General features: G+C 65.0%; 16 protein-coding genes. 14 read left to right on the plus strand and 2 right to left on the minus strand.

Features of this window, described 5'->3' with window-relative positions:
* The first annotated feature begins 26 nt into the window (after positions 1-26).
* The 8 genes from NAV27_RS08330 to NAV27_RS08365 all read left to right on the plus strand — a co-directional run bounded on the left by NAV27_RS08330 (position 27) and on the right by NAV27_RS08365 (position 6,013).
* Positions 27-1,124, plus strand: a complete 1,098-nt coding sequence (locus NAV27_RS08330; RefSeq protein WP_102828903.1) for a protein-glutamate methylesterase/protein-glutamine glutaminase — start codon at positions 27-29, stop codon at positions 1,122-1,124.
* Complete coding sequence (locus NAV27_RS08335) at positions 1,125-1,865, plus strand: flagellar motor protein (RefSeq protein ID WP_008570478.1); 741 nt, start codon at positions 1,125-1,127, stop codon at positions 1,863-1,865.
* A gap of 10 nt (positions 1,866-1,875) precedes the next feature.
* Positions 1,876-2,724 carry a flagellar motor protein MotD gene (gene motD, locus NAV27_RS08340; protein WP_102828904.1) on the plus strand — a complete coding sequence of 283 codons (849 nt, stop codon included), beginning with the start codon at positions 1,876-1,878 and terminating at the stop codon, positions 2,722-2,724.
* Between the two features lie 76 nt (positions 2,725-2,800).
* On the plus strand, positions 2,801-3,589 hold the full coding sequence (locus NAV27_RS08345) for a ParA family protein (RefSeq protein ID WP_102828905.1): 789 nt from the start codon (positions 2,801-2,803) through the stop codon (positions 3,587-3,589).
* An 87-nt stretch (positions 3,590-3,676) separates the two neighbouring features.
* Complete coding sequence (locus tag NAV27_RS08350; RefSeq protein ID WP_102828906.1) at positions 3,677-4,474, plus strand: CheW domain-containing protein; 798 nt, start codon at positions 3,677-3,679, stop codon at positions 4,472-4,474.
* Positions 4,475-4,559: 85 nt separating this feature from the next.
* Positions 4,560-5,039 carry a chemotaxis protein CheW gene (locus tag NAV27_RS08355; protein WP_008570473.1) on the plus strand — a complete coding sequence of 160 codons (480 nt, stop codon included), beginning with the start codon at positions 4,560-4,562 and terminating at the stop codon, positions 5,037-5,039.
* A 3-nt stretch (positions 5,040-5,042) separates the two neighbouring features.
* Complete coding sequence (locus NAV27_RS08360) at positions 5,043-5,453, plus strand: DUF2802 domain-containing protein (RefSeq protein ID WP_043297328.1); 411 nt, start codon at positions 5,043-5,045, stop codon at positions 5,451-5,453.
* Between the two features lie 119 nt (positions 5,454-5,572).
* Complete coding sequence (locus tag NAV27_RS08365; protein ID WP_054093348.1) at positions 5,573-6,013, plus strand: rhodanese-like domain-containing protein; 441 nt, start codon at positions 5,573-5,575, stop codon at positions 6,011-6,013.
* Here NAV27_RS08365 and NAV27_RS08370 read toward each other — a convergent pair.
* Both NAV27_RS08370 and fliK read right to left on the minus strand, forming a co-directional pair.
* Complete coding sequence (locus NAV27_RS08370) at positions 5,994-6,320, minus strand: EscU/YscU/HrcU family type III secretion system export apparatus switch protein (RefSeq protein WP_054093347.1); 327 nt, start codon at positions 6,318-6,320, stop codon at positions 5,994-5,996. The two genes, NAV27_RS08365 and NAV27_RS08370, sit on opposite strands and share 20 nt — an antisense overlap.
* Positions 6,317-7,861 carry a flagellar hook-length control protein FliK gene (fliK, locus tag NAV27_RS08375; RefSeq protein ID WP_102828907.1) on the minus strand — a complete coding sequence of 515 codons (1,545 nt, stop codon included), beginning with the start codon at positions 7,859-7,861 and terminating at the stop codon, positions 6,317-6,319. Before fliK ends, NAV27_RS08370 begins: the two co-directional genes overlap by 4 nt.
* 137 nt (positions 7,862-7,998) lie before the next feature.
* Between fliK and ccmA the strand changes: the two genes are divergently transcribed.
* From ccmA to NAV27_RS08405, 6 genes are all read left to right on the plus strand, one after another.
* Positions 7,999-8,634, plus strand: coding sequence for a cytochrome c biogenesis heme-transporting ATPase CcmA (ccmA, locus tag NAV27_RS08380; RefSeq protein ID WP_102828908.1), 636 nt, complete (start codon positions 7,999-8,001; stop codon positions 8,632-8,634).
* Complete coding sequence (gene ccmB, locus NAV27_RS08385) at positions 8,631-9,302, plus strand: heme exporter protein CcmB (protein ID WP_008570468.1); 672 nt, start codon at positions 8,631-8,633, stop codon at positions 9,300-9,302. Before ccmA ends, ccmB begins: the two co-directional genes overlap by 4 nt.
* Positions 9,303-9,399: 97 nt before the next feature.
* On the plus strand, positions 9,400-10,155 hold the full coding sequence (locus NAV27_RS08390; protein WP_102828909.1) for a heme ABC transporter permease: 756 nt from the start codon (positions 9,400-9,402) through the stop codon (positions 10,153-10,155).
* Positions 10,152-10,328: a heme exporter protein CcmD gene (ccmD, locus tag NAV27_RS08395; RefSeq protein WP_008570466.1), complete on the plus strand. Its 177-nt coding sequence runs from the start codon at positions 10,152-10,154 to the stop codon at positions 10,326-10,328. Before NAV27_RS08390 ends, ccmD begins: the two co-directional genes overlap by 4 nt.
* The gene (ccmE, locus tag NAV27_RS08400; RefSeq protein WP_008570465.1) at positions 10,325-10,792 is read left to right on the plus strand and encodes a cytochrome c maturation protein CcmE; all 468 of its coding nucleotides are present in this window, start codon (positions 10,325-10,327) and stop codon (positions 10,790-10,792) included. Before ccmD ends, ccmE begins: the two co-directional genes overlap by 4 nt.
* The gene (locus tag NAV27_RS08405) at positions 10,789-12,762 is read left to right on the plus strand and encodes a heme lyase CcmF/NrfE family subunit (protein ID WP_102828910.1); all 1,974 of its coding nucleotides are present in this window, start codon (positions 10,789-10,791) and stop codon (positions 12,760-12,762) included. Before ccmE ends, NAV27_RS08405 begins: the two co-directional genes overlap by 4 nt.
* Position 12,763: the final 1 nt, after the last annotated feature.

Consider the following 12,763-nt stretch of genomic DNA (forward strand, 5'->3'; position numbering starts at 1 on the left):
CGGGCCACTGCCGCTAGGAGTGTTTTATGGCAGTCAAGGTCCTGGTGGTCGACGATTCGGGGTTCTTCCGCCGGCGTGTCTCGGAGATCCTCGCCTCGGATCCCGGTATCCAGGTGGTCGGCACCGCCACCAACGGTCGCGAGGCCATCGATCAGGTACTGGCGCTCAAGCCGGATGTTGTCACCATGGACTATGAAATGCCCATGATGGACGGCATTACCGCCGTGCGGCAGATCATGCAGCGCTGTCCCACGCCGGTGCTGATGTTCTCGTCGCTGACTCACGAAGGCGCCCGGGTCACGCTCGATGCGCTCGACGCCGGCGCGGTGGACTATCTGCCGAAGAACTTCGAGGATGTCTCGCGTAACCCGGAGAAGGTCAAGCAACTGCTGTGCGAGAAGATCCATACCGTCTCGCGCAGTAACCGGCGCTACGGCAGCTGGAGCGGTACGGCAGCGCCCGCACCGACCCCGGTCGCCCGCAGCACGCCGCTGACGACCGGGGCCGTGTCACCGCGCGCCAGCACCTCTGCGGCGCCCGTCGCCGCGGCACCCAAACGCAAGGCCTACAAGCTGGTCGCCATCGGCACCTCGACCGGCGGCCCGGTGGCGCTGCAGCGGGTGCTGACCCAGTTGCCAGCCAGTTTCCCGGCGCCGATCGTGCTGATCCAGCACATGCCGGCGGCGTTCACCAAGGCCTTCGCCGAGCGCCTCGACAAGCTCTGCAAGATTCGCGTCAAAGAAGCCGAGGACGGCGATTTGCTGCGCCCCGGGCTTGCGCTGCTGGCGCCGGGCGGCAAGCAGATGATGATCGACGGACGCGGGGCGGTGCGCATCCTGCCCGGCGATGAACGACTGAACTACAAGCCGTGCGTGGACATCACCTTCGGCTCGGCGGCCAAGTCTTTTCACGACAAGGTGCTGGCGGTGGTGCTCACCGGCATGGGCGCCGATGGCCGCGAGGGTGCGCGCCTGCTCAAGCAGAGCGGCAGTCAGGTGTGGGCGCAGGACGAGGCCAGCTGCGTGATCTATGGCATGCCGATGGCGGTGGTTAAGGCGAATCTCAGCGACGCCGTCTACAGCCTGGACGATATCGGTCGCCATCTCACCGAGGCGTGCATCTAGATGGATGTTCTCAGCCTGATCGGGCTGGTGCTGGCCTTTGTCGCCATCGTCGGCGGCAATTTCCTCGAAGGCGGGCACATTTCCTCGTTGCTCAACGGGCCGGCCGCTCTCATCGTGCTGGGCGGCACCCTGGGCGCGGTGCTGCTGCAGACGCCAATCGCGGTGTTCATGCGTGCGGTGTCCATCGCGCGCTGGATCTTCTTCCCGCCGCGCATCGATATGAACGGAGGCATTCAACTGGTCACCGGCTGGAGCAACACCGCGCGCAAGGAGGGCCTGCTGGGCCTGGAGCCGGCGGCTGAAACCGAGCCCGATCCCTATGCGCGCAAGGGCCTGCAACTGCTGGTCGATGGCGCCGAGCCGGAAGTCATTCGCAGCATCCTCGAGGTCGACCTGTACACCCAGGAGAGCCGTGACCTGCGCGCGGCCAAGGTCTACGAGAGCATGGGCGGCTATGCGCCGACCGTTGGCATCATCGGCGCGGTGATGGGCCTGATTCACGTGATGGGCAACCTCGCCGACCCCAGCCAGCTGGGCAACGGCATCGCCGTGGCGTTCGTCGCGACCATCTACGGCGTCGGCGTGGCCAACCTGCTGGTGCTGCCGATCGGCAACAAGCTCAAGAGCGTGGTGCAGCGGCAGACTGCCTATCGCGAGATGCTGCTCGAAGGCGTGTTGTCGATCGCCGAGGGTGAGAACCCGCGTTCCATCGAAATGAAGCTGCAGGGCTTCATCGACTGAGGCCGCCGCGATGGCACGACGCAGACACGCCGAAGAGCATGAAAATCACGAGCGCTGGATGGTGTCCTACGCGGACTTCATTACCCTGCTGTTCGCCTTCTTCGTGGTGATGTACTCGATCTCGTCGGTGAACGAGGGCAAGTACAAGATCCTCTCCGATTCATTGGTCGGCGTGTTCAACCAGGTGGATCGCGCGGTCAAGCCGATCCCTATCGGTGAGGAGCGGCCACGCACCACCAGCCCGGCGCTGTCGGAGGTCGATCAGCCGACCGGGCAGTCGCTGCTGGAGCAGAGCGTCGCCGACCCGCTGCATAGCATTGCGCAGAGCATGCGCGAGACCTTCGGCGAGCTGATTGCCGACGGCCAGCTGACGGTGCGCGGCAACGAGCTGTGGATCGAGATCGAACTCAATTCCAGCCTGCTGTTTCCCAGCGGCGATGCCATTCCCAACGATCTGGCCTTCGATCTGATCGCCCAGGTGGCGGCGATTCTCGCGCCGTTCGACAACCCGATCCATGTCGAAGGGTTCACCGACAACCTGCCGATCAGCACCGCCAAGTTTCCGACCAACTGGGAGCTTTCCGCAGCGCGCGCCGGCAGCGTGGTGCGCATGCTGGCTGCCGATGGTGTCGATCCGGCACGCATGGCGGCGGTGGGCTACGGCGAGTTCCAGCCGGTGGCGGACAATGCGACGCCCGAGGGACGCGCGCGCAATCGGCGTGTGGTGCTGGTGGTGTCGCGCAATCTCGACGTGCGCCGCAGCGTTACCGGCACCGGTAGCAGCAACGCGCGGGCGGACGCGGCGCTGCAGCGAGCTGGCACACAAACTGCACCGGTCAGCGGCAATTCGGCGCACTAGGGCGCCTTCGTCAAATCACCGTCGTCGCGGGGCCTGGCAGTCGCCGGCCCGCTCGGATTCGGATGGAATGTGCGCAATGAGAGTCTGGGCAGTAGCCAATCAAAAGGGCGGGGTGGGCAAGACCACCACGTCGATCGCACTGGCAGGCTTGCTCGCCGATGCGGGCAAGCGGGTGGTGGTGCTCGATCTCGACCCTCATGGGTCGATGACCAGCTATTTCGGCCATGACCCGGATAACCTCGAGCACAGCGTCTTCGATCTGTTTCAGCACAACGGCAGCGTACCCGAGGGCTTGCCGTGGCAGTTGCTGCTGTCGACCAGTCATGAGCGTATCTCGCTGTTGCCGTCCAGTACCGTGCTCGCCACGCTGGAGCGCCAGTCGCCCGGGCAGAACGGTCTGGGCCTGGTCATCGCCAAGAGTCTGTCGCAGCTGTGGCAGGACTTCGATTACGCCATCATCGACAGCCCGCCGTTGCTCGGCGTATTGATGGTCAATGCGCTGGCGGCCAGCCAACAGCTGGTGATTCCGGTACAGACCGAATTCCTCGCGATGAAGGGGCTGGAGCGGATGGTCGGCACCCTCGCGATGATCAATCGCTCGCGCAAACAGCCGCTGCCTTATGTCATCGTGCCGACCCTGTTCGACCGCCGGACGCAGGCGTCGATGAATACCCTCAAGGTGTTGCGTGCCGGTTACCCGAACAGCCTGTGGCCAGCGTTCATCCCGATCGATACGCGCCTGCGCGACGCCAGCCGGGCGGGGCTCACGCCGTCGCAGTTCGACTCGGGCAGCCGGGCGGTGCTGGCGTACCGCGCGCTGCTCAAGCATCTGCTGTCACTGCAGACCTCGCCCGAGGCAGCCTGACATGCTGACGAAGTGTCGGATGACCGGCTCAAGTTCGCCTTGGCACTGGCCGATAGCCTGTCTGAATTTTCAACAGAAGTGGGTCCCATGAGCCGCGCCGTTCTCACCGAAACTCGCTCCCAGCTCGCGCTGCAGTCGTATCTCGATGCGCTGCTGCAGGACGCGACGGTCGAGCTGGCGGAGTCGGTCAGCCTGGACGAGTTCCAGGCCGCCGTGCTGGAGGAGCAGCAGCGCGATAACCTGCGCCAGGTCGAGACCGTTAGCGAGTTGCCGGCGGAAAGCCCGCCGGCGACCACGGTGGTCGCCGAGATTGCCGTGCCGGCTGCCGTAGTCGAGCCGGTCGTGGAGCTGAGCGTGGCGGCGGCATCGGCGGCTGAACCGCCGGCGCTCGACCCGCACCAGCCGCCCCAGTGGGGGGAGCAGCCGTTCGAGTGTCTGCTGTTCGATGTCGCCGGGCTGACCCTGGCCGTGCCGTTGGTCTGCCTCGGTTCGATCTACCCGCTGACGGGGCAGGAACTGACGCCACTGTTCGGCCAGCCGGACTGGTTTCTCGGCATATTGCCGAGCCACGCCGGCAATCTGAAGGTGCTGGATACCGCACGCTGGGTCATGCCCGACCGCTATCGCGATGACTTCCGCGAGGGCCTGCAGTACGTGATTTCCGTGCAAGGTTACGAATGGGGGTTGGCGGTGCATCAGGTCAGCCGCTCGATCCGTCTGGACCCGCGCGAAGTGAAATGGCGTACGCAGCGCAATCAGCGGCCGTGGCTGGCCGGTACGGTGATCGAACACATGTGCGCGCTGGTGGATGTCACCGCGCTCGCCGAGCTGATCGCCAGTGGCGCGGTCAGGCAGCTGCACCCGGCATCGACAAGGAAACATTGAGATTGATACGCGCCGGACGCATCCGTCGGCTCCGGTGCAACCGACAAATCGACCGCTGCGGCGGTATCTGAAAAAGGGTGGGACTATGAAGATGACGTCTGCGCAGGGTTCCGATGATCCTGTCCTGCAATGGGTAACCTTCCGTCTGGACAACGAGACCTACGGCATCAATGTGATGCAGGTGCAGGAAGTGTTGCGCTATACCGAAATTGCGCCGGTCCCTGGTGCGCCGAGCTACGTGCTGGGCATCATCAACCTGCGCGGTAATGTGGTCACGGTGATCGACACGCGCCAGCGCTTCGGTCTGGCACCGGCGCCGGTTTCCGACAACACGCGCATCGTGATCATCGAGGCCGACCGTCAGGTCATCGGCATCATGGTCGACAGCGTCGCCGAGGTGGTTTATCTGCGTCAGTCGGAAATCGAGACCGCGCCGAACGTGGGTAACGACGAATCGGCCAAGTTCATTCAGGGTGTGTGCAACAAGAACGGTGAGCTGCTGATCCTGGTTGAACTGGACAAGATGATGACGGAAGAGGAATGGGCGGAACTTGAGAGCATCTGATCCATGCTGATCGTGTCGCTGGTCGCGTCGGTCGTCGCCCTGGCCCTCGGTTGCCTGGGGCTACTGGGCTTCTGCGTGTGGCTGCTGCGCCAGCAGCGGCGCCAGGCTGAAGAACAGGCCAAGCGCGACGCTGTCCGCGACCGACGCATCAAGGATCTGGTCCAGCAACTGGACGTCTACGCCGAAGGCAGTGCGCGCATGGGCGATCGGCTCGAGGAGCTGGCCCGCCTGGTGGCGCCGCTTCCGGACAAGCTGGTGCAGCTCGAGCAGCGCGATCCCAACAATTTCTCGTTCAGCCAGGCCGCCAAACTGGTTGGCATGGGCGCCAGCGTGGACGACCTCACGCATTCCTGCGGCCTCTCGCAATCCGAGGCCGAGCTGATGAGCAAGCTGCACAAGGCGCGCAAGCCCTGACAGCTGGCCATGCGTCGCCCGCTGACGTGTTGGTTGGAACCTCGCCTCGCCGTATTTCTCCAAATCTCCACGAGCTTTGCTGCGCGGTGCAGTCGCCGCGGGCCGAGGAGGCGTGGGCGATGGTGCGCGTACTGATTCTGCTGCTGTGCATGGTGCCGCTGAGTGGGCTGACGCGGGAGGCGCCACAGGAAGTGCATGGCGCGCTGACGGTGAATGCTCACCAGGCCAAACGTCTGCACGAGCTGGGCGCGATGTTCGTCGATATCCGCCCCATGCGCGAGTGGACCTGGGGGCATGTGCAGGGTGCGCTGCACCTCGATCTGGCGACGGGCTTCGGCATCCTGGCGAGCCAGAACATTCCGCGCAGCGTGCCGCTGGTGATCTATTGCGACAGCGAAATCTGCCCCGGCAGTGCGCAGGCTGCGCGGATGGCGGTGGCGTGGGGATATCGCCAGGTCTTCTATTTCCGCGACGGCTATTTCGCCTGGCAGCTGGAAGATTTCCCGCAGGAGAAAGGCAGCGACGACACCTACACCGCGCTCAGCGCTCTGGTGCGTTGAGCAGCGGTGGCAACGCGGCGGGCGCCGCTTGCGGATCGAAGTCAGCAGGGCGCTTGCCTTTGAGATACCAGGCGAAGGCGATGATCTCCGCGATTACGCGATACAGTTCCGGCGGGATCTCGTCGCCCAGCTCCAGGCGCGCGAGCAGCTTGACCAGCTCGGCGTTTTCGTAGATCGGCACCTCGTGTTCGCGGGCGATCGCCAGAATCATCTCCGCCAGTTCGTCGTCGCCCTTGGCGCTCAGGGTTGGGGTATGCCGGCCATCGTAACTGAGGGCAATCGCCTGGCGTGGCTGCTGGTCGTTCATGCGGTTTCATCCACGAAACGCTGATCCAGCGACGTACGCGGTCCCTGCGGTGGCACCCCTTGCCGACAGGCCAGCTCGCCGACGTTGAGACCGGCGGCTTGCAGGCGTTCGCGCAGATGTTCGAGTTCGCTGGCGATCAGCTCGGCGGTTTCGCCGCGTTCGGCCCACAGCTGGCTGGACAGGCTGCCGCGCAGCAGCTGTGCCTGGACCTGCAAGGGGCCCAAGGGCTGGATGTCGAAAGCCAGTTCGATCTTCCAGAGCGTGTCCGGTTGTTCCTTGTCGCGCTGGCGCTGGCTCTGCTCGCGCTGCACTTTGATCTGCAGGGGCACGATGTCGCGCTGGTCGCGCATCGGTACCTCCAGCTGCCAGGTCGTCAGCTGGACACCATCCGGTAGCGTTTGCGTCTGCGCCAGACTCGACAGTTGATGCGTCTGCAGGCGTGAGACCGCGGCCGCGGCGAGCTTGAGCAGCAGCTCCAGATCAGCCTGTTCGTCCTGACCATCCGGCAGCTTGCCGCCCAGCGGACTGCCGCCGAGGGGAAAGCCCAACGCCAGCTGGCGTGCATTGTTCTGGCCGAGAGCCCCCAGCGCGCTACGGGCAAATGCCGGCAACGCCTGGCCGGTTGCCGCGCCCAGCTGTGCCGCGGCCTGCGGAGTGCTGCCCAGCAGGTTGGGCAGCTGCGCCATCAGCCTCAGCAGTGCGGCCTTGAGATCGCCGGCGACCCCGGCGGTGTGCCCGCTCAGCAAATGTGCCTCGAGAAACGCTCCGCTGGCGGCGAAGGCCCGGGCCACCCCTTGAGGATCGCTTAGTTGCTGGACGCCGGGTAGCAGGCCGAGGAGCTTTCCGGCGGCGTCGCGCAGGCCGTCGGGCAGCGTATTGCCGAGCGCCGCCAAGGCTTGGAAAACACCACTCAGCGGTGCCTGCCGACCGTGCTGGGCAGCCAGCTGCTGGCCGAGCAGCAGCCGGTCGAACAGGCCGCTCAACGGCACGAAGCTCAATGCCTGGCTGCCCTGGACCTGGGCCGTCAGCAGGCTGCCGAGTGCCAGCGGGGTGCTGGTCTCGAGCTGCAGTTTCTGCCCGGCCAGCGGGGAGTTGAGCAGGCTGAGCACGACCTGGAATGTGGGGCGGCCATCGCCGCCAGTCTGCTGGCCGGTGGCGATCACCTTGCCTTGCAGGATGCTGCCGGCCGGCAGCAGTGCCAGGTCGATGCTCTGTAGCGGCTGGTTGCGCCCCGGTTGCGGCTGCGCCAGCAGCCGGCTATCCGACAGCGCCGCTACTGCGTAGCTGGCGCCGGGCAGCACCGGGCGTGGACTCTGGGCTTCGACGGTGGCCTGGCGGCCGTTCTCCAGCGTCAGGCGCAACACCAGCTGGAAGCTCTGCGCGGTTTCCTTGACGGAGACGACCTCGGCCTGCGCGCTCTCGCCCGCTCCCAGCAGGCCCTGCATCGGCTGCAGCAACCTGAGCGCCACATCGAGCGCGGCAGTACTGGCGCGCGGGGTGGTGGGCGGCGGGACGGGAGAAGCGCTCTTGATCTCGGTCATTTTTCCTCAAATGCTCTTACAACCTTTCGCTTCCGCAGCCTTTGGTGCAAGGGGTTGCCATGTATAATTCCGACCGCCCTCGGGTGGCCGCCTGAATTATAGCGGCCACGCTCTTTTCATCTTGAGGTATCGCCGGCGTGTCAAATCCCTTTCTCGAAGCTGTGGCGCTCGCCTGTGAGCGGGATTGGCGCTTGCTGTTCGAGCAGCTCGAATTGCGCCTGGAGAAAGGCCAGATGCTGCAGATATCCGGCCCCAACGGCAGCGGCAAGACCAGTCTGCTGCGTCTGCTCTGCGGACTGATGCAGCCGACCGCCGGGCAAATCCTGCTCCAGGGCCAGCCTCTGGAGTCCCAGCGTAGCGAACTGGCGCGCAACCTGCTGTGGATCGGCCATGCTGCCGGCATCAAGGGGCTGCTCACGCCGGAGGAGAATCTCGCCTGGCTCTGCGCCTTGCACCAGCCGGCCGACCGCGAGGCGATCTGGCAGGCGCTGGCGCAGGTCGGTCTGCGCGGCTTCGAGGACGTACCCTGCCACACGCTTTCTGCCGGCCAGCAGCGCCGCGTCGCTCTGGCGCGGCTGTATCTGGCGCCGCCGCCGTTGTGGATTCTCGACGAACCGTTCACCGCGCTCGACAAGCACGGTGTGGCCCAGCTGGAAGCCCATCTGGCGCGTCACTGCGAGCAGGGCGGTCTGGTGGTACTCACCACGCATCACACGCTGACGGAAAAACCGGCCGGCTACCGTGAACTGGATCTGGGGCAGCGGGCCGCATGAGCAGCGTCTTCACTCTTCTGTTGGCTCGCGAGGCGCGCCTGCTGTTTCGCCGCCCGGCCGAGCTGGCCAACCCGCTGGTGTTCTTCGCCATCGTCATTGCGCTGTTTCCGCTGGCGGTCGGCCCAGAGTCGCAATTGTTGCAGACGATTTCGCCCGGGCTGGTATGGGTCGCGGCGCTGTTGGCCGTGCTGCTCTCGCTGGACGGGCTGTTTCGCAGCGATTTCGAGGACGGTTCACTCGAGCAGTGGGTCGTTTCGCCGCACCCGCTGGCGCTTCTGGTGCTCGCCAAGGTGCTGGCACACTGGCTGTTCTCGGGGCTGGCGTTGGTCTTGCTGGCTCCCTTGCTCGGGCTGATGCTCGGCCTGCCGATGAGCGCGATGCCGGTGTTGCTGCTGTCGCTGCTGCTGGGGACGCCGATCCTCAGTCTGCTCGGCGCGGTCGGCGCGGCGCTGACCGTTGGCCTCAAGCGTGGTGGCTTGTTGCTCGCGCTGTTGATTCTGCCCTTGTACATCCCGGTGCTGATTCTTGGCAGCGGGGCTCTGCAGGCGGCCTTGCAGGGACTGCCCGCCGCCGGCCATCTGTTATGGCTGGCCAGCCTGACCGCCCTGGCGGTTACTCTGACCCCCTTTGCGATTGCCGCCGGGCTGAAGATCAGCGTCGGCGAGTAGCGGTACATAACGCCGGCCGGAGTCGCTAAGCTCATCCGGCCGCTGAAACGGATTGTCGAGGCCGGGTTGTCGGTCTCTAACCACGATGAGTCATTCGATGAACTGGACATGGTTTCACAAGCTGGGTTCGCCCAAGTGGTTCTACGAGATCAGCGGTCGCTGGCTGCCGTGGCTAGGCTGGAGCGCGGCTATCCTCATCGTCGTGGGAACGATCTGGGCGCTGGCGTTCGCGCCCGAGGATTACCAGCAGGGCAACAGTTTTCGCATCATCTATATCCACGTTCCGGCGGCGTTCCTCGCCCAGTCGGTTTACGTGATGCTGGCCGTGGCGGGTGTGGTCGGTCTGGTCTGGAAGATGAAGCTCGCCGACGTGGCGTTGCAGCAGGCCGCGCCCATCGGGGCCTGGATGACCTTTATCGCACTGCTGACCGGCGCGGTCTGGGGCAAGCCCACCTGGGGCGCCTGGTGGGTCTGGGATGCACGCCTGACCTCGATGCTGATCCTGCTGTTCCTCTATTTCGGCGTGATCGCGCTTGGTCAGGCGATCAGCAATCGTGACAGCGCCGCCAAGGCCTGCGCGGTGCTGGCGATCGTCGGCGTGGTGAACATTCCGATCATCAAGTACTCGGTCGAGTGGTGGAATACCCTGCACCAGCCGGCCACGTTCAAGGTTACCGAGAAACCCGCGATGCCCATCGAGATGTGGCTGCCTCTGCTGGTCATGGTGCTGGGCTTCTACTGTTTCTTCGCCGCCGTGCTGCTGATGCGCATGCGCCTGGAAGTGCTGCGCCGCGAGTCGCGTAGCAGCTGGGCGAAGACCGAAGTCACCGCTCTGGTGGGGAAAATGTCGTGAATTTTTCGTCCTTCGCCGATTTCATCGCCATGGGCAACCACGGCCTGTACGTCTGGACCTCCTATGGCATCAGCCTGGCGGTACTGATCCTGAACGCGGCGCTGCCGATGCTGGCGCGTCGCCGTTACCTGCAAGACGAGGCGCGCCGTTTGCGCCGGGAGGAAGTGAAGTGAATCCGGTGCGCAAGAAACGCCTGTTCATCGTGCTGGCGATCCTCGCCGGCGTCGGCATCGCCGTCGCCTTGGCCCTGTCGGCGCTGCAGCAGAACATCAACCTGTTCTACACGCCGACGCAGATCGCCAACGGTGAGGCGCCCGAGGGCACGCGAATTCGCGCCGGCGGGCTGGTGGAAACCGGCTCGGTGCAGCGCTCCAGTGATTCGCTGAGCGTGTCCTTCCGTGTGACCGACGGTGTGGAGACGGTGACGATCAACTATCAGGGCATCCTGCCGGATCTGTTCCGCGAAGGGCAGGGCATCGTCGCGCTGGGGCGGGTGAACGCCGATGGCGTGCTGGTCGCCGACGAAGTGCTGGCCAAGCACGATGAAAACTACATGCCGCCGGAGGTTTCGCAGGCGCTCGAGAAGAGCGGCATGATGAAACATTACGAGGGCGGCAAGCAGGAGTATGCGAAATGATTCCTGAGCTTGGCCATCTGGCGATGATCCTCGCGCTGTGCCTGGCCTGCGTGCAGGGCACGTTGCCGCTGATCGGCGCCTGGCGCGGTGACCGGCAGTGGATGAGTCTGGCGCAGCCGGCGGCCTGGGGGCAGTTCGCGTTCCTCGCCTTCGCCTTCGCCTGTCTGACCTATGCGTTCATGGTCGACGACTTCTCCGTTTCCTACGTGGCGCAGAACTCCAACAGCGCGTTGCCCTGGTACTACAAGTTCAGCGCGGTATGGGGCGCGCATGAGGGCTCGCTGCTGCTCTGGGCGTTCATTCTGTCGGCCTGGACCTTCGCCGTCTCGGTGTTCTCGCGGCAACTGCCGGAAGAGATGCTGGCGCGCGTGCTGGGGGTGATGGGGCTGATCAGTATCGGTTTTCTGCTGTTCCTGATCGTTACTTCCAACCCGTTCGACCGTCTGCTGCCGCAGTCGCCGATGGATGGCCGCGATCTCAATCCGCTGCTGCAGGACTTCGGCCTGGTGGTACACCCGCCGATGCTCTACATGGGGTACGTCGGCTTCTCCGTGGCCTTCGCCTTCGCCATTGCGGCACTGCTCGGCGGGCGCCTGGATGCCGCCTGGGCGCGCTGGTCGCGCCCCTGGACGCTGGTGGCCTGGGCGTTTCTTGGTATCGGTATCGCGCTGGGCTCCTGGTGGGCTTATTACGAGCTGGGCTGGGGTGGCTGGTGGTTCTGGGACCCGGTGGAAAACGCCTCGTTCATGCCCTGGCTGGTCGGCACGGCGCTGATCCATTCGCTGGCGGTCACCGAGAAGCGCGGTGTGTTCAAGAGCTGGACGGTACTGCTGGCGATCGCCGCGTTCTCGCTCAGTCTGCTGGGCACCTTCCTGGTGCGTTCCGGCGTGCTGACCTCGGTACATGCATTCGCCACGGATCCTGAGCGCGGCGTGTTCATCCTGGTCTTCCTGCTGGTGGTGGTGGGCGGCTCGCTGACGCTGTTCGCCCTGCGTGCGCCGGTGGTCAAGAGCCAGGTCGGCTTCGGATTGTGGTCACGCGAAACGCTGCTGCTGATCAACAACCTGCTGCTGGTGGTCGCCACGGCGATGATCCTGCTCGGCACGCTGTATCCGCTGCTGCTCGATGCGCTGTCGGGAGCCAAGCTGTCGGTAGGACCACCCTACTTCAACGCCATGTTCGTACCGCTGATGGCTGCGCTGTTGCTGGCTCTGGCGGTCGGCATTCTGGTGCGTTGGAAGGACACGCCATTGCGCTGGCTGCTGGGCATGCTGACACCGGTGCTGATTGCCAGTGCAGTGCTCGGCGGGCTGGGCGCGCTCGCTTTCGGTGACTTCCACTGGGCAGTGCTGGCAGTCAGCTTCCTGGCGGCCTGGGTGGTACTGGCGAGCGTGCGTGACCTGCTCGACAAGACCCGACACAAAGGCCTGCTGAACGGCGTGCGCAGCCTGGCGCCAAGCTATTGGGGCATGCATCTGGCGCATATCGGCCTGGTGATGTGTGCGCTGGGCGTCGTGCTCACCAGCCAGCAGAGTGCCGAGCGCGACCTGCGTCTGGCACCGGGCGAGTCGTTGGAGCTGGGTGGCTATCAGTTCGTCTTTGAAGGCGCGCAGCACCACGAAGGGCCGAACTACACCTCCGATCGGGCCACCATTCGCGTACTCGACGGTGATCGCGAGATCACCGTTCTGCACCCCGAGAAACGCCTTTACACCGTGCAGCAAATGCCGATGACCGAGGCAGGCATCGACGCGGGTTTTACCCGCGACCTCTACGTCGCGCTGGGCGAGCCGCTGGGCGATGGCGCCTGGGCGGTACGGGTGCATATCAAACCCTTCGTGCGCTGGATCTGGCTCGGTGGGCTGATGATGGCCTTTGGCGGCATGCTGGCGGCGAGTGACCGGCGGTATCGGGTCAAGGTGAAAACCCGGGTGCGTGAAGCACTGGGGCTGGCTGGACAAGGAGCCTGAT

This window comes from Stutzerimonas degradans (genome assembly GCF_024448505.1).
GTDB classification, from domain to species: Bacteria; Pseudomonadota; Gammaproteobacteria; order Pseudomonadales; family Pseudomonadaceae; genus Stutzerimonas; species Stutzerimonas degradans.

Bases quoted from the DNA above. Each gene is read 5' to 3' on its own strand.
- NAV27_RS08370 (WP_054093347.1), bottom strand. From the start codon at position 6,320: ATGAACGACCAGCAGCCACGCCAGGCGATTGCCCTCAGTTACGATGGC.
- NAV27_RS08390 (WP_102828909.1), top strand. From the start codon at position 9,400: ATGAACTGGACATGGTTTCACAAGCTGGGTTCGCCCAAGTGGTTCTAC.
- NAV27_RS08350 (WP_102828906.1), top strand. From the start codon at position 3,677: ATGAGCCGCGCCGTTCTCACCGAAACTCGCTCCCAGCTCGCGCTGCAG.
- NAV27_RS08405 (WP_102828910.1), top strand. From the start codon at position 10,789: ATGATTCCTGAGCTTGGCCATCTGGCGATGATCCTCGCGCTGTGCCTG.
- NAV27_RS08335 (WP_008570478.1), top strand. From the start codon at position 1,125: ATGGATGTTCTCAGCCTGATCGGGCTGGTGCTGGCCTTTGTCGCCATC.
- motD (WP_102828904.1), top strand. From the start codon at position 1,876: ATGGCACGACGCAGACACGCCGAAGAGCATGAAAATCACGAGCGCTGG.
- ccmB (WP_008570468.1), top strand. From the start codon at position 8,631: ATGAGCAGCGTCTTCACTCTTCTGTTGGCTCGCGAGGCGCGCCTGCTG.
- NAV27_RS08365 (WP_054093348.1), top strand. From the start codon at position 5,573: ATGGTGCGCGTACTGATTCTGCTGCTGTGCATGGTGCCGCTGAGTGGG.
- NAV27_RS08345 (WP_102828905.1), top strand. From the start codon at position 2,801: ATGAGAGTCTGGGCAGTAGCCAATCAAAAGGGCGGGGTGGGCAAGACC.
- NAV27_RS08360 (WP_043297328.1), top strand. From the start codon at position 5,043: ATGCTGATCGTGTCGCTGGTCGCGTCGGTCGTCGCCCTGGCCCTCGGT.
- fliK (WP_102828907.1), bottom strand. From the start codon at position 7,861: ATGACCGAGATCAAGAGCGCTTCTCCCGTCCCGCCGCCCACCACCCCG.
- NAV27_RS08330 (WP_102828903.1), top strand. From the start codon at position 27: ATGGCAGTCAAGGTCCTGGTGGTCGACGATTCGGGGTTCTTCCGCCGG.
- NAV27_RS08355 (WP_008570473.1), top strand. From the start codon at position 4,560: ATGAAGATGACGTCTGCGCAGGGTTCCGATGATCCTGTCCTGCAATGG.